This is a genomic window from Agromyces aerolatus (assembly GCF_031432255.1).
Classification (GTDB): Bacteria; Actinomycetota; Actinomycetes; order Actinomycetales; family Microbacteriaceae; genus Agromyces.
In genome coordinates this window covers 246,037-263,230 of sequence record NZ_JAVKGQ010000002.1, presented here as the reverse complement: position 1 = coordinate 263,230, position 17,194 = coordinate 246,037, and the positions used below count along the sequence as shown (strand labels likewise).

Here is a 17,194-nt window from a genome sequence, read left to right as displayed (position 1 = left end):
AGGTGCCGTACACGATCTCCGACAGGCCCGGAAGCTCATCCGTGATCTCGACACCCGAGAGCGTCACGTTGCCCGTGTTCGTCACCGTGAAGGTGTAGTCGATGTCCGACCCGTCGACCGTGCCGGTCTTCACCAGCGAGATGCCGGGAGCGGCGAGCAGCGGCTGCTCGTGGTCGTCCTCGTCGGTCACATTCGGGCCGCTCGGCGGCGTTCCCGTCGTGGTCGCGGTGTTCACGACCTCACCCGCATCGCGGTCGGCCTGCGTGATGGCGTAGGTCGCGGTCGCCGTGACCGACTGCGTCGGCGCAAGCACACCGGCGGTACCCGGCCAGGTGCCGTACACGATCTCCGACAGGCCCGGAAGCTCATCCGTGATCTCGACACCGGTGAGCACCGTGTTGCCGGTGTTCGTGACGGTGAAGGTGTAGTCGATCGAGCCGCCGTTCACGGAGCCGGTCTTCACCAGCTCGATGCCGGGGGCGGGCTCGGGCAGCACCACGAGCGCGGGCGACTCGTCGGTCACCGCGGCGCCGGCCGGGGGCGTGCCCGAGGTCGACGCGACGTTCGCGACTTCTCCGGCCGAGACATCCGCCTCGGTCAGCAGGTAGCTCGCGGTCGCCTCGACGGATTGACCGGGCGTCAGCACGTTCGGTGCGCCGGGCCACACGCCGAACTCGATCTCCGACAGTCCGGGCTTCGGGTCGGCCAGGGTGACGTCGGTGAGCGTGACCGTGCCGGTGTTCGTCACGGTGAACGTGTAGTCCACGCGGTCGCCGACCGCGCCGGTCGCGCCGTCGGCGAGTTCGCCCGTCTTCTCGAGGTCGATCGCGGCGCAGTTCGCGTTGATGATCCCGATGAGCGTGGCCTGCAGGCCGCTGAAGCCGGCGATGTAGTAGTCGCTGCCCTCGACCGGTCCCGAGACCTGCTCGATGTGCTCGCGGAACTGCACCAGCGCGTCACCCGAGAGGTTGTCGTTGACGCCGATCGGGACCACGCGGATGTCTTCGTCCTTGACCGCGTTGGCGCTGGTCACGGCGGCGTCGATCGTGGCCTGGTTCGTCGAGCTGCCCGGACCCTGGGCGGGGCTGCCGTACTGCGTCGGGTTGCCGTCGGTCAGGAACAGCAGCGCGTCGTACCGCTCCGACGAAGCGGCGATCTCCGCGAACGCGCGGTCCCAGTTGGTGCCGCCCTGCTGCGACGCGGGCCGCTGCAGGCCGTTCACGTACGCGTCGATCGCCTCGACGCCTTCGGCGTCCGCGAGCGAGGTGAGCGGCAGCGGGGCGTTCGAGGCGCCCGAGGTCGCGGGCGCGTTGGACGCGAAGTTGTGCACCGCGATGCTCACGGGGTACCCCTCGAGCGCCGCGGCGAGCGCGGCGAGCTCGGCACGGGTCTGCTCGAGCTGGGGCGCCGTGACGGAGTTCGACAGGTCGATGCTGATCGCCAGGTCGAGATCGCAGCGCTCGGCGAGCGGCGGGTTGGGGGTGACGGGCACGGTCGATTCGACCGCGTGCGCCGCGGTGGCACCGGCGGCGACGAGCATCGTGGTCGCGGCGGCGGCCAGGGCCGCCTTCGCGAATGCTCTGCCGCGTCGGCGACGCGGGAGATCTGGACGGGAAACGTTCACAATCAGCGACTCCTGGGGGTTTGCGCGCGCACGATGGCGCACGGCAGCCGTCGGCTGTCTCCCCCGAGACTGGCGAGGTGGGTGAGGCCGAACTCGGCCGAACGGGTCGGATTCACCCCCGAACTCACCCCCTGACCCCGCCGCGGCGACGCGTCTGCGAGAATGCTCGGATGCCCCGCTCCCGGCTGCTCTGGTCGCTGTTGGTCGCGAGCCTGACCCTGAACGTCATGTACGGCGCGATCGCGGGGATCCTGGTGCCGGCGCAGGTCGCGGTCGCCGATCCGGAGGGCAAGGAGCTCACGCTCGCGATGATCATGACGGCGTCCTCGCTCGTCACGTTCGCGGTCCATCCGCTCGCGGGCGCGCTGTCGGATCGGACGCGCACGAGGTGGGGGCGCCGCTCGCCGTGGATCGCGGGCGGGGCCGTCGCGAGCGCGCTCGCGATGATCGGGCTCGGCCAGGCTGAGGCGGTGTGGGCCATCGCGCTCGGATGGCTCGTGCTGCAGCCGTTCCTGAACACGGTCGAGGCGCCGCTCGACGCCGTCGTCGCCGACCGCGTCGATCGCCGGGCGCGGCCGCGCGCGGCCGCGGTGTACGGCGGTGCGGCCGCGGTCGGCATCGCGATCGGCGCGGGCGTGGCCGGCCAGGGCGCGGGCGCCCCGGCAATGGTCTACCCCGTGCTCGCGGTCGTCTTCGTCGTCGTCATGGTCGGCTTCACGCTCACCGCTCCCGATCGCACCACGACGTCCGCGGTCCAGCGCTCGACGCCCGCGCGCGTGGCGTGGCGATCGCGCGACCTCCGGCTGGTCTTCGCCGCCCGGTTCGCGATGGTCCTCGGCCACCAGCTCGTGATGGGCTACCTGCTCTACGTCGTCATGGCGTTCACCGGGGCCGCCGTGGCCGACGCCGGCGCGACCGTGAGCCTGCTGATCGGCACCCACATCGCGTGCATCGCGGTCGGTGCCGTGGCCGGATCGAAGCTCATCGGGGACGCACGCCGCCCCTGGATCATCGGTTCGAGCGTCGTGCTCGCGGTCGCATTGCTCGCACCGATCGCGATGCCGAACCTCGCCGGGCTGCTGCTGTTCGCGACGATCGGCGGGCTCGGCCGCGGCATCTACCTGAGCGCCGACCTCGCCCTCATGATCGACGTGCTGCCGTCGAGCGCCGACCACGGCCGCGACCTCGGCGTGCTCGGTCTCGCGACGATCGTGCCGCAGATGCTCGCCCCGGCGATCGCGGGTGTGCTGCTCACGGTCACGGGCGGCGTCTATCCCCTGCTGTTCGGTCTCGCGTCGGTCCTCGTGCTGTGCTCGGTGCCGTTCATCGCGCGGGTCGACACGTCGACGTCGTCGATGAGGCCGTGAGCGATCGCGCTGGCCAGCGCCTCCTCGCGTGAACCGGCGCGCAGCTTGCGGTACAGCGAGCGGCGCTGGGTCTTCAACGTGTTCAGCGAGACGTGCAACTGCGCGGCGATGTCCTGCAGCCGCGTCGCAGTGAACAGGTGGTGGAGCAGGATCGCCTCGCGTTCGGTGAGCCGCGGCGCGACGGCCATCTCGTCCAGGCCCGCCGGCGCGTCGGGCAGCTCGGTCGCGAACAGGTCGCGTTCGCTCGCGGGCACGAGGGCGAGCGGCGTGACCACGCCCGCGCTCCGGGCGAGCGCGTCGGCACGTCGTGCGACCCCGGCCGCCTCATCCTCGCGTCCGAGCCGGCTGAGCAGCACGGCCTCGAGACTCAGCCGGCCGAGCCGGTCGGCCGGGGTCTGCGCACGCGATTCCCCGAGGAGGCGGAACGCGCGGTCGTCGTCGCCTTCGAAGACCGCGACTCTCGCGGCGCCCAGCCAGATCCAGGGGTCGTCGGATGCGGCGGCCTCCAGCCGTCGCGCGGTCGCGAGGTCGCCCGCGGCGAGCGCCAACGTCGACTCCGCGAGGTCGAGCATGCGTGCAGCCGCGGTGCCCGCGCCGAGACGGGAGCCGCGCCGGCGGCGAAGCATCCGGATCGCCTCGAGCCCGTGCTCGGGCGTTCCGCGACGCACGTCGAGCAGCGCACGCACATGGCCGAGGATCGGCCAGTGCTCGATCGTGTCGATGATCGGCCAGATCCGGTCGATCAGCTGTTCGGTCTCGTCGAGCCGGCCGCCCTCGAGCGCGACGATCGCCTGCGCGATGCGCAGCATGCTGCCCGGGTATTCGTCGAGCAGGTCGGGCGGCCAGCTGCGATCCTCCGCGAGGCCGGTCCAGTGCCTGGCCGCATGGATGTCTCCCTGGAGCGCGGCGACCATGGCGACGCCGCCCAGGGCCATGAGCTCGACGCCCACCCGGCTGGGCGTCGCAGCAGCGCGCTCGAACAACGCCTGCGCCTCGTCGAGATGACCGGCGTAGAGCAGGCTGATGCCGGCGTGGACGCGCAGGTCTCCGACGAGCCCTGACAGGTCGTCGAGGTCGGCCGGCGCCATCTCGTCGAGCATCCGGGCCGCCGAGCGCGCGGCTTTGACCCCGCCGTCGCCGAACCCCGTGAGGCGGCGCGCGACGCTCTCGATGACGCGCAACAGCGCCCGGTCGGGCGAGTTCCGCGGACCGGTCTGGATGCCGAGCAGGGCGACGCCCATGAGCTCGGCCGCTCGGACCGCGTGCTGACGGCGCGCGTTGAGCACGAGGGCCTGCGCCATGGCGATCACCGGCCGGCGTCGCAGCTGCGTGAGCGGGATCCCGCGCACGACCCGGACGATCGCGCGCCCCTCATCCCACAGCAGCGGCATGCCGCCGCGCTTGAGCGCGAGGTCGACGACGTCGAGGCGGCCCGACTCGGTCCCCTCGACGATCGCGGGGAGCCACGCGCCGTCCTCGAGGAGCCGGACCGCCGCCAGTTGCCGGATGGCCCGGCGCTCGGTCGCCGGGATCTGAACACGTGCGGCAGTGACGGCCCGCACGAGCGGCGTGAGTGCGAAGGCCGGCTGCCCGCCGCCGAACGTCCAGGAGCCCAGCCCGGCGCGTTCGGCACGCTCGATGAAGTCCTCGCCTCCGCCGAGTGCGGCGACGGTCGCGGGTGTGAGCGCGGCCGGGACGGCGAGCCGGGGGTCGTCCGCGGAAAGCCCGACCCCGCCGGCCGCGGCGACGAGAACCCCGGGGAAGCGATCGCGCCGGGTGACCCCGCTGGTCACGATCGCCCGCACCGATCGCGCGTGCCCGCCGGTCGTCAGGTACAGGGCGCCGGAGTCGACTCGCGACCGGTTCTGCGTCAGGTAGTCGTCGAGCTCTTCGGGCGTGAAAGCCAGCCCGTCCACGACCTCGACGTCGAGCTCGGGCGGCACCGACCGCAGGCTCCGGAGGCCGAGCCGGATCCGCACGCCCGGATCCTCGTCGAGCCGCTCCCTGAGCCATTGCCAGCCCTCGGGCGTCAGCCGCTCGGCATCGTCGATGACGAGCACCGGGTCGTGGGTCGGCGGCTCCGCCGGGTCCCCCACGCGCGCCGGCGCGAGTTCCACCGCCTCGGGCCGGGTCTCGCGCCACTGCTGCAGGACCGTGGTCACGCCTGCGCCGTGGGCGCCGACGACCGCGGCGACCCGGGCCGGCCCGTCGAGCGGTCCGAACAGCCGCGCGCGCACGAGGGCGACCTGCGGGCGAAACGGGGGCATGGGTTCCACCTTATTCGGCGCCGGTGACGCGTGGTCCGAGCCGTTCAGCCGGTTCAGCCGTTCGGCAGATGCGGGAGCAGGCGTAGTTCGAGCATGAGCGCGAAGCGCTGGTCGGCATCGCCGAGGTCGATCTCGCCGACCGCTGCCGCGCGGCGCAACCGATAGCGGAACGTGTTGGGGTGCACGAAGAGCGACTTCGCCGCGGCCCCGACGTCGCCGAAGTGGTCGAGCCAGGCCGCGAGCGTCTCCACGAGTCTCGACCCCTGGTCGCGATCGTGCGTGAGCAGCCGCGTGACGGCGCCGCCGCCCCGGTCGCCGCGGGCGAGCACGAGCCCCGCGAGATCGGACATGAGCGCTGCGGCGTAGACGTCGTCGATGGTCGCGACGCGCCGCTCGCCGCGCACGTCGCGGAGCACCCGGAGCACACGGTCGACCGCGGCCCGCGAACGAGCGATCCCGGCCGTCTCACGTCCGACGGTGCCGACGCCGACGATGCCGTGCAGGCGGCCGCCGACGCGCTCGACGAAGTCCTCGGCGATCTGCACCGCGCGCTGCGGCGCCCTCGCCGGATCGCCGGTCACCGGCAACAGCCCGTACGCGATGTCGCCGACCAGCGCCGTCACCGCCCCGGGGCTCCGCGTCGACAGGTGGACCGCGAACGCGTCGGCGAGCCGCTGGCCGTCGGCCAACGACTCCTGGTGGCTCTTCGCGCGACGCCCCTTCACGGGTTCCGGCTCGGGCGCCGCCGACGCGCCGAGCACGAGCACCTGCTGGCCGGCGAGGCGCAGCCGACGCAGCGCATCGCGCGCCCCGGCACCGCCGTCGAGCGCGGTGCTCACGAGATCGGCGGTGAGTCTGCGCTGCACGTCGGCGCCCGCCCTGACGCGCAGCAGGTGCAGGGCCGCGAGCTTCGACGCCTCGCGCAGCGCGGCGGTGCGCTCGGCCGTCACCGGTCCGTCCATCGCCGCCCAGATCGAGCCGAGCACCTCATCGCCCGCGCGGACCGCGATCGCGACGCGCGGGGTCGTGAGCCCCTGATCGCCGACGATGCCGGGGTCGACGATCACGGGCCCGTCGTCGCGGTACAGGTCGCGGAACACGCCGTGCTCGGTCAGCCGGCGCGCGTACCGCTCGGGCACGCGCCGGCCGACGATCGTCTCGGCGCGCGAGGCATCCGCCGTCTCCTGGCCGCCTGAGAACGCGAGCACGCGTGACGAGCGGTCCTCGATCGTCACCGGTGCGTCGACGAGCGCGGCGATCGCGTTCGCGACGGCGAACAGGTCTCCGGAGGGCAGCCCGCCGAGCGACTCGTGCTCTTCGGCCCCGACGTCGCCCTCGGCGAGGATCGTCCGCAGCAGCGCCGCGACCTGGGTCCAGGTCGCGCCACGCGCGAGCCCGAGCACCGCGACCCCCGACCGGTCGACGGCCGCGAGCACGCGCTCGTCGAGGCTCACCGGCGCACGCAGGACGAGCGCGGACGCCCGGGCGACGCCGAGGTCGTCGAGCACGCGCTCGAGGTCGTCGGCGGACTGCAGGCCGACCCCGAGCACGAGCGCGTGCTCGGGGTAGACCGGCTCATCGACGGGGTCGTAGATGACGACGCCGCCGATGCCGCGCAGCAGGTCGACCTCGCCTGCGGCCGGGTCGAGCAGCGTCGCTCCGAGGTCGTCGAGCACGCGACCCAAGCTCGCCCGGGGTCGATCGCTCATGGCCGGAAGCCTATCCGTCAGGCCGCGATCCACTCGACCGAGGTCGTGAGCGCGTCGAGCACGTCAGGCAGCGGGTCGACCCCGAGGCCCGGCCCCGTCGGCACCTCGAGGTGCCCGTCGCGCATGACGAACGGCGCCGTGAGGTCGACCTCGTAGAACCGGTCGGACGCCGAGACGTCGCCGGGGAGGGTGAACCCGGGCAGCGACGCGAGCGCGACGTTCGCCGCGCGCCCCAGCCCCGACTCGAGCATGCCGCCGCACCACACCTCGAGCCCGTTCGCGGCCGCCACGTCGTGGATCCGTCTGGCCTCGAGGTAGCCGCCGACGCGGCCGGGCTTGATGTTGATGATCTCGACCGCGCCGAGCCGGATCGCCGCGGCGGCCGACTGCGCCGACGTGATCGACTCGTCGAGGCAGATCGGGGTGCTCAGCACGCGCGCGAGCTCGGCGTGGCCGAGCAGGTCCTCGTCCTCGAGCGGCTGCTCGATGAGCAGAAGGTCGAACGCGTCGAGCTTCGCGAGGTGGCGCGCGTCGCTCACGGTGTACGCGGTGTTCGCATCGACCTGCAGCGGGATGTCGCCGAAGGCCTCGCGCACGGCGCGCACGGGTTCGAGGTCCCACCCGGGCTCGATCTTGAGCTTGATCCGCACGTACCCCGCGTCGAGGTAGCCGCCGACCGCGTCGAGCAGCGCGGGGATGGAGTCCATGATGCCGACCGACACCCCGCACGGCACCCGTCCATGAACCGAGCCGAGCTCACGCGCGAACGACCGCCCCTCGGCGCGCAGTTCGGCGTCGAGCACGGCGGTCTCGAGCGCGGACTTCGCCATCCGGTGCCCCTTGAACGCGTGCAGGGCGGGCGCCACCGCGTTCGCGTCGGGGATCTCGGCGCCGAGGAGTGTGGGGATGAGGTACCGCTTCAGCACGTCCACCGCACCATCCGCGTACTCGGGCGAGTACACGGGGTCGAGCAGGGTCGAGCACTCCCCCCACCCGTCGGCGCCGTCGGTGACGGCGCGGACGAGGACGATGTCGCGCACGGTCTGCGTGCCGAACGACGTGCGGAACGGTGCGACGAGGGGCATCGCGACGCGACGCAGCTCGAACCCCGACAGTCTCATGGAGTGCCTTCCTCGATGTGGACCAGGTAGCCGCGGCCGCGCTCGAACCCGACGACGCGGCCGTCGGCGCGCATGAGCCCGCCGAGCTCGTCGCGCACGCGCTGGCGCCAGGCGCGTGCACCGTCCGGGTCGTCGCGGCGCAGCCGCTCGATGTCATCCGGCACCGCCACGGCGCGCAGCGCCGCACGATCCGGCAGCGCCGCGCCCGCTGGCGCCGCGCCCGCTGGCGCCGCCCTTGCGCCGAGCTCCCATCGGACGAGCAGACGGTCGGTCTGGTCGGCGCCGTTGATCCCGTCGTCCATGACCCCGTAGAAGTCCACGAGGTATTCGGTGGGCAGCGCGCCGAGCTTGCAGATGTTGAAGTAGGCGTTGCGCGACACCAGCGGATCGAACGTCCACTCGATCGCGTCGAGCTCGCGCTCGAGTGCCCAGGCCCGCTGGTGCAGCTTCATCGCGGTGCCGATGCCGAGCCCGGTGCGGTCCGGCGCAACCCCGGCGATGTGGCTGTGCAGGATGCGCCGGCCGGGCGCGCTCGCGAATCCGATCGTCGCGCCCACGAGGCGCGAGCCGACGAAGGCGCCGCTGACGTAGTGGCCCGCCTTGGTGAGCGCGCGCAGCATCTCGGTGGTCACCGGCGGGTTGGTCGACCGTCCCCAGATCTCGCCGAGCAGGTCGACGACCGCGACGTGTTCGGACAGCTCGGTGAGCTCACGGACGGTCACCTCGTCCCCGAGATCGGATGCGGCCCCGCCGGGGCGCTCGTCGGCGACGATCGCCGAGCCCGACCGGTCGTGGCTGAGCGCGGTCATGAGTCCTCATTCCGGTCTGGCGACTGCAGCAGGTCGTCGATGAGCGCCGTGAGCAGCCGCGTGCGCGGCGCGAGCTCGCCGACGATGACGTGTTCGTCGTCCGCATGCGCCCCGCCACCGACCGCTCCGAGCCCGTCGAGCGTCGGCACGCCGATGCCCGCCGTGAAGTTGCCGTCGCTGGCGCCGCCGACGGCGACCGCGGTGGGTGCCGGCAGCCCGAGGGTGACGGACAGCCGGTCCGCGCGCCGGAAGAGTGCGGCCGAGGCCTGCGCTTCGAGCGGCGGCCGGTTGGGCCCGCCGTCCACGGTGATGGTCGAACCGGGCACGGCCGGTTCGAGCGCGCGGATCGCCAGGTCGACCCGGTCCTGCTCGGCCGCCGTCCTGAGCCGTACGTCGACCGTGATCGCCGCCTCGGCCGGGACGGTGTTCCCGGTGGTCCCCGAGTGGAGCACGGTCGGCGTGACCGTGGTCCCGGCGGCGGGATCGGCGAGCGCGGCGATCGCGAGCGTCGCGTGCGCGGCCGCGACGGTCGCGTTCACGCCGCGCTCGGGTTCGAGCCCCGCGTGCGCGGCACGCCCGTGGACGCGGACGGTGTAGAGCGAGACGCCTTTGCGTTCGGTCTTGAGCGCGCCGCCCGGTCCGGATGCCTCGAGCACGAGCGCGGCGTCGGCCCCCGTCGCCTCGTGCTCGATGAGGGTCCGCGACGTCGGCGAGCCGAGCTCTTCGTCACCCGTGACGAGCAGCGTCACGCCGTCGCGTTCGGCGAGTCCGGCCACGGCGTGCAGCGCCATGACGACGCCCGCCTTCATGTCGAACGAGCCGGGTCCGGTCAGCACGCCGTCGACGACGGCGAACGGGTGCGTCGCGAGGCTGCCCAGCGGCCACACGGTGTCGTGGTGCCCGACGAGCAGCACGCGCGTGCTGGCGCCGAACCGCCAGCGCAGGTGGGTGCGCCCTTCGAGCTCGACGACCTCCGGCGCGCGGCCGAGCAACTCGGTGCCGAGCGCGGCGAGCGTCCGCGCGGATGCGGCGACCGCGGCGAGATCCGACGACGGCGACTCGTGGGTCACGAGCCGGCCGATGTGCGCGCAGAGCACTTCGGCGCTCACCGATCCTGAGATCGCGGTCGCGTTCGCGTTCACACGGCCTCCCGCTGCTTGCGCGTCGCCCGCGCACCGAAGTGCACGTAGGCCTCGCCCGTGGGCAGATCGTAGAACGTGACGGGGATCCACGTCGATGCCCCCTGAGGCGTGACCACGTACTGCCGGTCGGCGAACGGCACGAGGTCGTGCTCCTCGACGGGCGTCGGGGTGAGCTCCGCGAGCACGCCGAGGGTGGAGATCCGCACGCGCAACCGGCCGTCCTCGGTGAACACCTCGACGCGCTGCGCCTCGCGCTCGTAGGTGCCGAGGAAGGGGGTGGGGTCGGAGGCCTGCGAGACCGCCTCGGGCGGCGTGAGGGGCTCGCGCATGCAGACGCCGGCAAGCTCAGCGAACAGCTCCCGGTAGAGCGACTCGTACAGCGCGTGGGCGTCGCCGCCGTTCGTGAGCAGCGCGACCGCGAGGCCGGACTCGGGGTGCACCCGGAGGAACGCCGACTGTCCGATCGTGTTGCCGTCGTGGCCGTAGAGCCTGGCCCCGTTCCAGTCGAAGCGGATCCAGCCGAGGCCCCAGGAGTCGCCGAGGATGAGCCGGTCGGGCAGGTCGACCTGGAACGCCTGCATGGCGTCGGCGGATGCCTCGTCGAGGATGCGTGCGCCGTCGGCGCCGACCCCGCGCGTGAGGTGCATGCGGGCGAACGCGAGCACGTCGGCGACGCGTGCGGTGATGAGTCCGGCCGGTCCCACCGCGCGGGGCAGCATCCACTGCGGGGCGACGATCTGCTCACCGCCGACGTCGAGATGGCCGACGGCGACGCCGTGCAGGATGGCCTCCTCGGGCAGGGTGACGGTGTGGGTGAGCCCGAGCGGCGTGAAGACCAGGTCCTTCATGGCCTGGTCCCAGGTCGTGCCGGTGAGGCGCTCGATCACGAGGCCGAGCAGGGAGTATCCCGAGTTGCAGTAGGACCAGGTCGCGCCGAGCGGATGCGTGATGGCCGAGGTGCCGAGGAGCGTGGCGTAGCGTTCGAGGCAGTCGTCGCCGCGCCCGGTGTCGGTGAAGACGTCGCCGTCGATGCCGCTGGTGTGCGTGAGCAGGTGGCGGACCGTCAGCCCGTCGGTGTGTTCGGCCGAGGCGAGCTCGAGCTCGGGGATCACGTCGGCGACGCGCGTGTCGAGGGTCAGCCGCTGCTGGTCGATCAGGCGCATGATCGCGGTCGCGGTGTACACCTTCGAGATCGACCCGATCTGGAAGATCGAGTCGGCCGCGACCGGAGCACCTGTGGCGATGCCGCGGTTCAGCGTGCCGGTGGTCGCGACGATGGTGTCGTCGGCCGCGCCGTCGACGACGCGGAGCACGCCGAGCTGTGCACCGGGCACGCCGTGCTTCGCCGCGAGCGCGTCCAGCCGTCGCTGCCAGTGGTCGGCGTCGAGACGGGCCGGGCGGGGCTGCTCGGGGTTCCGCGCGAATCGTTCCACCCAGTCCACGACCCGCCTGGCGTAGTCGGTGCGATGGCTCGGACGACCGGCGAGCGCGAAGATGTGCGAGCCCTCAGGGTAGATGACGAGGTCGGTCGGGATGTCCCGCTCGCGCAACGCGGTGTGCCACTGCTGGGCCTGACCGAGCGGGCACACCTGATCGGCGTCGCCGTGCAGGACGAGGGTCGGCGTCTGCACGCGCCCGACGCGCGAGTAGGGCGACAACTCGGCGAGCCGCGCGCGGTCGGCGTCCCGCCAGGGCATGAGGCCGAGCTCGGTGACGCCCAGCACGTGGCCCTCGTCGCTCGTGCCGGCCATGCTCGTGAGATCGGCGACCACGCCGCCGGCGACCGCCGCGGCGAACCGGTCGTCGAGCCCGGTCAGGTAACAGGTCATGAACCCGCCGTAGCTGTAGCCCGTGATGGCGAGCCGGCCGGGGTCGACGAGCCCTTCCGCGACCAGGGTGTCGATGGGCTCGAGCAGGTCGGCCGCGTCCGCCGCGCCCCACCCGTCGAACACCGCGTCGAAGAACGCCTCGCCGTAGCCGTCGCTGCCGCGCGGGTTCACGAGCAGGATGGTCCACCCGGCCGCGGCGAGCTCCTGGTGGTAGAGGTGGGCGTCGTCGGCGGCCGCGTTCCACGCGTTGTGCGGACCGCCGTGCACGTCGAGGAGCAGCGGCCCGGGGCCGCCGAGCTCCGGGTCGCGGATGATCCACGCTTCGACCTCGGTGCCGTCGCCGATGGTGAACCGGCGGGGAACCCGCGGCAGCAGCGTACGATCCGCGACCCGTGCGCCGTGCCGGGTCGCAGGTTCGCTGCGGCCCTCGGCCGGGCTCAGCCAGACCAGCTCGCCGAACGAGTCGGGCGTCGCGAGCGCGGCCACCGCGGCATCCCCGGCGATCGACAGGCCCGAGACGACGTGCCCCTCGTCACCGAGCACCGGCCGCGGCTCGCCGCCCTCGGACGGGAGCGCGTAGAGGTGCGTGCATCCGCGGTCGCGGACGGCGAAGACAAGGTCGCCTCGGGCCGTGAACCGCGGCTGCGCCCCCGGATATCCGGGGGCGCCGGGCATGACGTTGCGGTCGAGCGCGGGCGCGAGGTCGACGGGCTCGCCGGCCGCGGCGAGCCGGTACAGACGCGCGTGCCCCCGCGGGTCGCCCCGCCAGCCGACGACGATGAGCGCCGAGCCGTCGGGGGTGTAGGTCACCGTCGAGGCGAAGCCGTCGCCGAAGCCCGCGACGCGCGGCTCGGCACCGCGGCGCGGGGCCACGACGTGCACGGCTGAACGCAGGTCGAGGTCGTCGGCGCTCTCGGGCGCCGCCGTGAACGCCAGCTCGCCGGCGTCGGGGCGCCAGGCAGCCGACGTCACATCGGCGGCGCGGTCGGTGAGCCGCACGACCTCACCCGAGCCGAGGTCGAGCACGTGCAGCTGCGCGCGGACCGCGCGACGGTAGCCGTGCCCGTCGGCGCGGTAGTCGATCCCGCCGGCGACGATGGGGCTCACCCGCCGCGCCTCGGCGGATGCCGGGTCGTCGCCGTCGGGCGCGGCCCCGTCCACGGGCGCGATGAACGCGATGCGTGACGAGTCGGGGCTCCAGATGGGAGCGCCGGCACCGAGTGGAAGCGAGGTCAACCGCACCGGTGCGCCGCCGCGCACGGGCACCCGCCAGAGCTCGCCGGCGCGCACGAACGCAAGCCAGTCCCCATCGGGACTGAACGCGGGCGCGTGATCGTCGGGACCTTCGGTCACGGGCCGGTGATCGCCCGCCGCGCGGTCTGCGAGCCAGATCGAGGTCACCGTGGCATCCGGCTCGCGCGCTGCCCGTCGCAGGGTGTATGCAGCGAGCTCGCCGTCGGGATGCAGCGACGGCTCTGCGGGGATCTCGATCTCGTGCAGATCGTCGATGCGAACGGTAGGGCGGCTCATCGAATCTCCTTCATCGGGGTCGATCGTCGGCGTCATCGGATGGGGGTCGGGGTCATCGTGCGGTCGGGGGTCGTCGCGCGATCCGGATCCTCGGCCGGGATCCGGCCGGGGACGGCATGGAGCAGCGCACGGGTGTACTCGTGCTTCGGTGCTTCCAGCACCTCCCTCGTCGGACCCTGCTCGAGCACGCGCCCGTGCCGCATCACGACGATCTCGTCGGCGACGTACCGGACCACGGCGAGGTTGTGCGTGATGAACAGCATCGAGAGGCCCAGCTCGCTTCGCAGCTCGCGAACGAGGTTCAGGACGGATCCCTGGATCGAGACGTCGAGCGCCGAGGTGATCTCGTCGGCGATGACGATCGAGGGCTCGGCCGCGAGCGCTCGCGCGATCGCCACGCGCTGCCGCTGCCCGCCCGAGAGCCCGGCCGGGAGCCCGGTAGCTCGCGCGGGGTCGAGGTGGACGAGCTCCATGAGCCGCGCCACCTCGGCCGCCCGCTCGGCGCGCGAGCGGCCGCGCGGCATGGTCTCGGCGATGCTCGCACCGATCGACATGCGGGGGTCGAGCGAGGAGAACGGGTCCTGGAAGACCATCTGCATGGGCCGGTGGCTGAGCTCGCCGACCGGCGTCTCGTCGACCAGGATGCGGCCGCCCGCGAGCGGGACGAGTCCGACGGCCGCGCGGGCGAGCGTCGACTTGCCCGACCCGGACTCGCCGACGAGCCCGACGATCTTCCCGCTGGGGACGTCGAACGACACGTCGTCGACCGCGACGATCGGCGACCGCCGCGTGCCGAACTGCACGCGCACCGCGTCGAACCGGAGGCTGCTCATGCGTCCGCCACCGCCCCCGCGCCGACCGTCGCGGGCCGTGCCGGCGCCGTCTCGCCGGGGTGCCAGCACGCGGCGGCCCTTCCGGGCCCGAGGTGCGCCAACGGCGGGTCGACGGTCCGGCAGCGCTCGTCGGCGAGCGGGCACCTCGGGGCGTAGGCGCAGCCGCCGTCGGGCCGCGACGGGTCGGCGGGCCGGCCGGGGATGGTCGCGAGCGGCAGGTCGAGCGGCGTCTGCATGTCGGGCACCGCGGCCAGCAGCGCGCGGGTATACGGATGCCGCGCGTCACGGCGAAGGTCGGATGCGGGCAGCTCCTCGACGATGCGCCCACCGTACATCACGACGACCCGATCGCAGACATCGGCGACGACCGACATGTCGTGACTGATCAGCAGCAGCGCAACGCCGTCCTCCCGCCGGATCGACTGGAGCAGATCGAGCACCTGCCGCTGCACGGTCGCATCGATCGCGGTCGTCGGCTCGTCGGCGATGATGAGCTTGGGGCTCGCCATGAGCCCCATGCCGATCATCGCGCGCTGGCGCATGCCGCCGGAGAACTCGTGCGGGTACTGCCGCGCGCGGCGATCCGGCTCGGTGATCCGCACGTCGCCCAGCCGCTGCACCGCGCGGCGCTTCGCCGCGGCGCGGCCGATGCGCTGGTGCGCCGTCGCAGCCTCGGCGAGCTGGGCGCCCATGCGCTTCGCGGGGTTGAACGACGACATCGGGTCCTGGAACACCATGGCGAGCGACGTGCCGAGCAGGCGCCGCCTGACCTCCGGGGCGCACACGTCGAGGTCGACGCCGTCGAAGCGGAGCCGATCGGCCTCGACGGTCGCGGGGGCCTCGAGCAGCTGCGCGACCGCGAGCGCCGTGAGGCTCTTGCCCGAGCCCGACTCCCCCACGATGCCGACGGCCTCGCCGCGCCGGACCCTGAGGTCGACGCCACGCACGGGACGCAGCGGTGTGGTGGCACCGGGGAAGCCCACACGCAGGTTCTGCACGTCGAGGATCAGATCCTCGTCGGCGGGAACCCCCGGGAGCGTGTTCGGGCGTGTGGCCGCGTCGCGCCCCGGCCCGCGCCGGCGGACGGAGGAGACCGTGGGCGCGACGCCGAGGCTCCGGGCGAGGGCCTCCCCGGTGAGATTGAACGCCAGCCCCGCGACGACGACGGCGATACCGGGTGCGAGGGCTGCCAGCGGGTTGACGTAGATGCCCGTGAGACCCTCCATCATGAGCCGGCCCCAGTCGTACTCGGGCGGCTGCACGCCGAGTCCGATGAAGGAGAGGCCCGCGAACGCGAGGAGGGCGCTGCCCGCGCCGATCGCCGCGTTCACGATGAGCGGCTCGCCCACGTTCGGCAGCACGTGCCGGAACAGCACGCGGATCCGGCTCACGCCGCCGATCCTGGCCGCCGCGATGTAGTCGCGGTTCGTGATTCCGGCGATGAGGGTGTGGCAGACCCGCGCGAATGCGGGTGCGCCCGCGAAGCCGATCGCGAGCACCGCGCCCAGCCATCCGCTGCCGAACATGACCGCGAAGAACAGCGCGAGCAGCAGGCCGGGGAACGCGACCGCGATGCCGATGACCCAGCTCGTGGCGCGCCCGGCTCGCTCGCCGAACAGCACGGGCACGACGCCGAGGACGAGCCCGAGCGTCACCGTCACCGCGGTCGCGCCGAGCGCGAGCAGCACCGAGAGCCGGGTGGCGACGAGGACGCGCAGAAGCAGGTCGCGGCCGAGGCTGTCGGTCCCGATCGGATGCTCCGCCGAGGGCGGCTCGAGGATCGCCCCGGTGTCCACCCGGGCGGCCGCCTCGCCCCAGACGATCGGCGCGATGACGGCGGTCAGCAGGACGAGCGCGAGCAGGCTCGTGCCGACGAGGCCGAGCGGCGTGCGCAGGAGGGCAGTGTTCCGGGACATCAGGCGCTCGCAATCGTGGTGCGCGGGTCGAGCACCGCGAGCACGGCGTCGATCAGGGTGTTCACGAGCAGGACGCCGATCCCGTAGACGAGCACGATGCCCTGCACGACGGCGTAGTCCTTCATCTGGATCGCCTGGACGATGGTGCTGCCGAGGCCCGGCCACGCGAACACGTTCTCGACGAGCACGGTGCCCGCGACGAGGGAGGTGAGGATGAGGCCGCCGATGGTGAGCGAGGCCGTCACGGCGTTCGGCAGCGCATGCCCGAGGTAGACCCGCCAGGGCCGCAGCCGCTTCGCGCGCGCGGTGCGCACGAAGTCCGACTCGAGCACGAGCAGCATCTCGACGCGGACGATGCGGGAGAGGATGGCCGCCGGGCCGAGCGCGAGCGCGATGACCGGGAGCACGTAGCTCTCGGGCCCGCCTCGCCCGGCGACCGGGAGGAGGCCGAGCGTGACGCCGAAGATCCAGACGAGCGCGACGCCGAGCAGGAAGTCGGGGATCGACGCGACGAAGATGCTCGTCGAGGTGAAGCCGAGCTCGGTGCGCGGCCTGCGGCCGCGCCGTGTCGCGATGGCCATGAGCACGCCAACGGGCACCGCGACGAGGATCGCGACGGCGAACGCGAGCACCGCGAGCGACAGCGTCGCCGGGAGCCGCTGCGCGATCGTGTCGACGACGGGGACCTGACTCGTGATCGACACGCCGAGATCGCCCGTGAGCACGCCGCTGAGGTAATCCCAGTACTGCGTGAGGAACGGCTGGTCGAGGCCGAGCGCGGCGCGGCGGGCCTCGACGACCTCGGGCGAGGCGTTCGGCCCGAGGGCCGCACGCACCGGGTCGCCCGGGATCAGCCTGACCATGAGGAAGGCCGCCGTGACCAAGACCCAGAGCGAGACGAGCAGCCGCCCCGCCCGGCGCAGGGCGAACCTCGACCAGCGGTGGGAATCGCTGGACGCGGACGTGCGCGCGGGTGGGGCGGCTGCGGTCGCGGTCATGACGGATGGTTCTTTCAGTCGTTCGGCGGATCGGGGGTGCGACGGCCAG

11 protein-coding genes are annotated in these 17,194 nt (G+C 73.2%); 1 reads left to right on the top strand and 10 read right to left on the bottom strand.

Annotation, left to right across the window (positions count from 1 at the left end):
• Nucleotides 1-1,624 (bottom strand): DUF7507 domain-containing protein (locus RH864_RS04100; RefSeq protein WP_449224128.1); only part of this gene is annotated, 1,624 nt, incomplete at its 3' end.
• Between the two features lie 170 nt (nucleotides 1,625-1,794).
• Here RH864_RS04100 and RH864_RS04095 point away from each other — a divergent pair.
• Nucleotides 1,795-2,991, top strand: coding sequence for an MFS transporter (locus RH864_RS04095; RefSeq protein ID WP_310516240.1), 1,197 nt, complete (start codon nucleotides 1,795-1,797; stop codon nucleotides 2,989-2,991).
• Here RH864_RS04095 and RH864_RS04090 read toward each other — a convergent pair.
• Genes RH864_RS04090 through RH864_RS04050 form a run of 9 tightly spaced genes read right to left on the bottom strand, consistent with a single transcriptional unit; the run spans nucleotide 2,895 to nucleotide 17,145 of the window.
• On the bottom strand, nucleotides 2,895-5,258 hold the full coding sequence (locus RH864_RS04090) for a helix-turn-helix transcriptional regulator (protein ID WP_310516239.1): 2,364 nt from the start codon (nucleotides 5,256-5,258) through the stop codon (nucleotides 2,895-2,897). The two genes, RH864_RS04095 and RH864_RS04090, sit on opposite strands and share 97 nt — an antisense overlap.
• Before the next feature lie 53 nt (nucleotides 5,259-5,311).
• A complete protein-coding gene (locus RH864_RS04085; protein ID WP_310516238.1) occupies nucleotides 5,312-6,967 on the bottom strand; it encodes a PucR family transcriptional regulator in 1,656 nt (551 codons plus the stop codon).
• Nucleotides 6,968-6,984: 17 nt separating this feature from the next.
• Nucleotides 6,985-8,088: an o-succinylbenzoate synthase gene (menC, locus tag RH864_RS04080; protein ID WP_310516237.1), complete on the bottom strand. Its 1,104-nt coding sequence runs from the start codon at nucleotides 8,086-8,088 to the stop codon at nucleotides 6,985-6,987.
• Nucleotides 8,085-8,897 (bottom strand): GNAT family N-acetyltransferase, encoded by an 813-nt coding sequence (locus tag RH864_RS04075; RefSeq protein WP_310516236.1) that lies wholly within the window; start codon nucleotides 8,895-8,897, stop codon nucleotides 8,085-8,087. Before RH864_RS04075 ends, menC begins: the two co-directional genes overlap by 4 nt.
• On the bottom strand, nucleotides 8,894-10,006 hold the full coding sequence (locus tag RH864_RS04070) for a M20/M25/M40 family metallo-hydrolase (protein WP_310516235.1): 1,113 nt from the start codon (nucleotides 10,004-10,006) through the stop codon (nucleotides 8,894-8,896). The genes RH864_RS04075 and RH864_RS04070 overlap by 4 nt, the downstream gene beginning before the upstream one ends.
• Nucleotides 10,007-10,035: 29 nt before the next feature.
• Nucleotides 10,036-13,398: a serine hydrolase gene (locus RH864_RS04065; RefSeq protein ID WP_310516234.1), complete on the bottom strand. Its 3,363-nt coding sequence runs from the start codon at nucleotides 13,396-13,398 to the stop codon at nucleotides 10,036-10,038.
• A 32-nt stretch (nucleotides 13,399-13,430) separates the two neighbouring features.
• Nucleotides 13,431-14,231, bottom strand: a complete 801-nt coding sequence (locus RH864_RS04060; protein ID WP_310516233.1) for an ABC transporter ATP-binding protein — start codon at nucleotides 14,229-14,231, stop codon at nucleotides 13,431-13,433.
• Nucleotides 14,228-16,147 (bottom strand): dipeptide/oligopeptide/nickel ABC transporter permease/ATP-binding protein, encoded by a 1,920-nt coding sequence (locus RH864_RS04055; protein ID WP_310516232.1) that lies wholly within the window; start codon nucleotides 16,145-16,147, stop codon nucleotides 14,228-14,230. The genes RH864_RS04060 and RH864_RS04055 overlap by 4 nt, the downstream gene beginning before the upstream one ends.
• Nucleotides 16,147-17,145: an ABC transporter permease gene (locus tag RH864_RS04050; protein ID WP_310516231.1), complete on the bottom strand. Its 999-nt coding sequence runs from the start codon at nucleotides 17,143-17,145 to the stop codon at nucleotides 16,147-16,149. The genes RH864_RS04055 and RH864_RS04050 overlap by 1 nt, the downstream gene beginning before the upstream one ends.
• Between the last annotated feature and the right edge of the window lie 49 nt (nucleotides 17,146-17,194).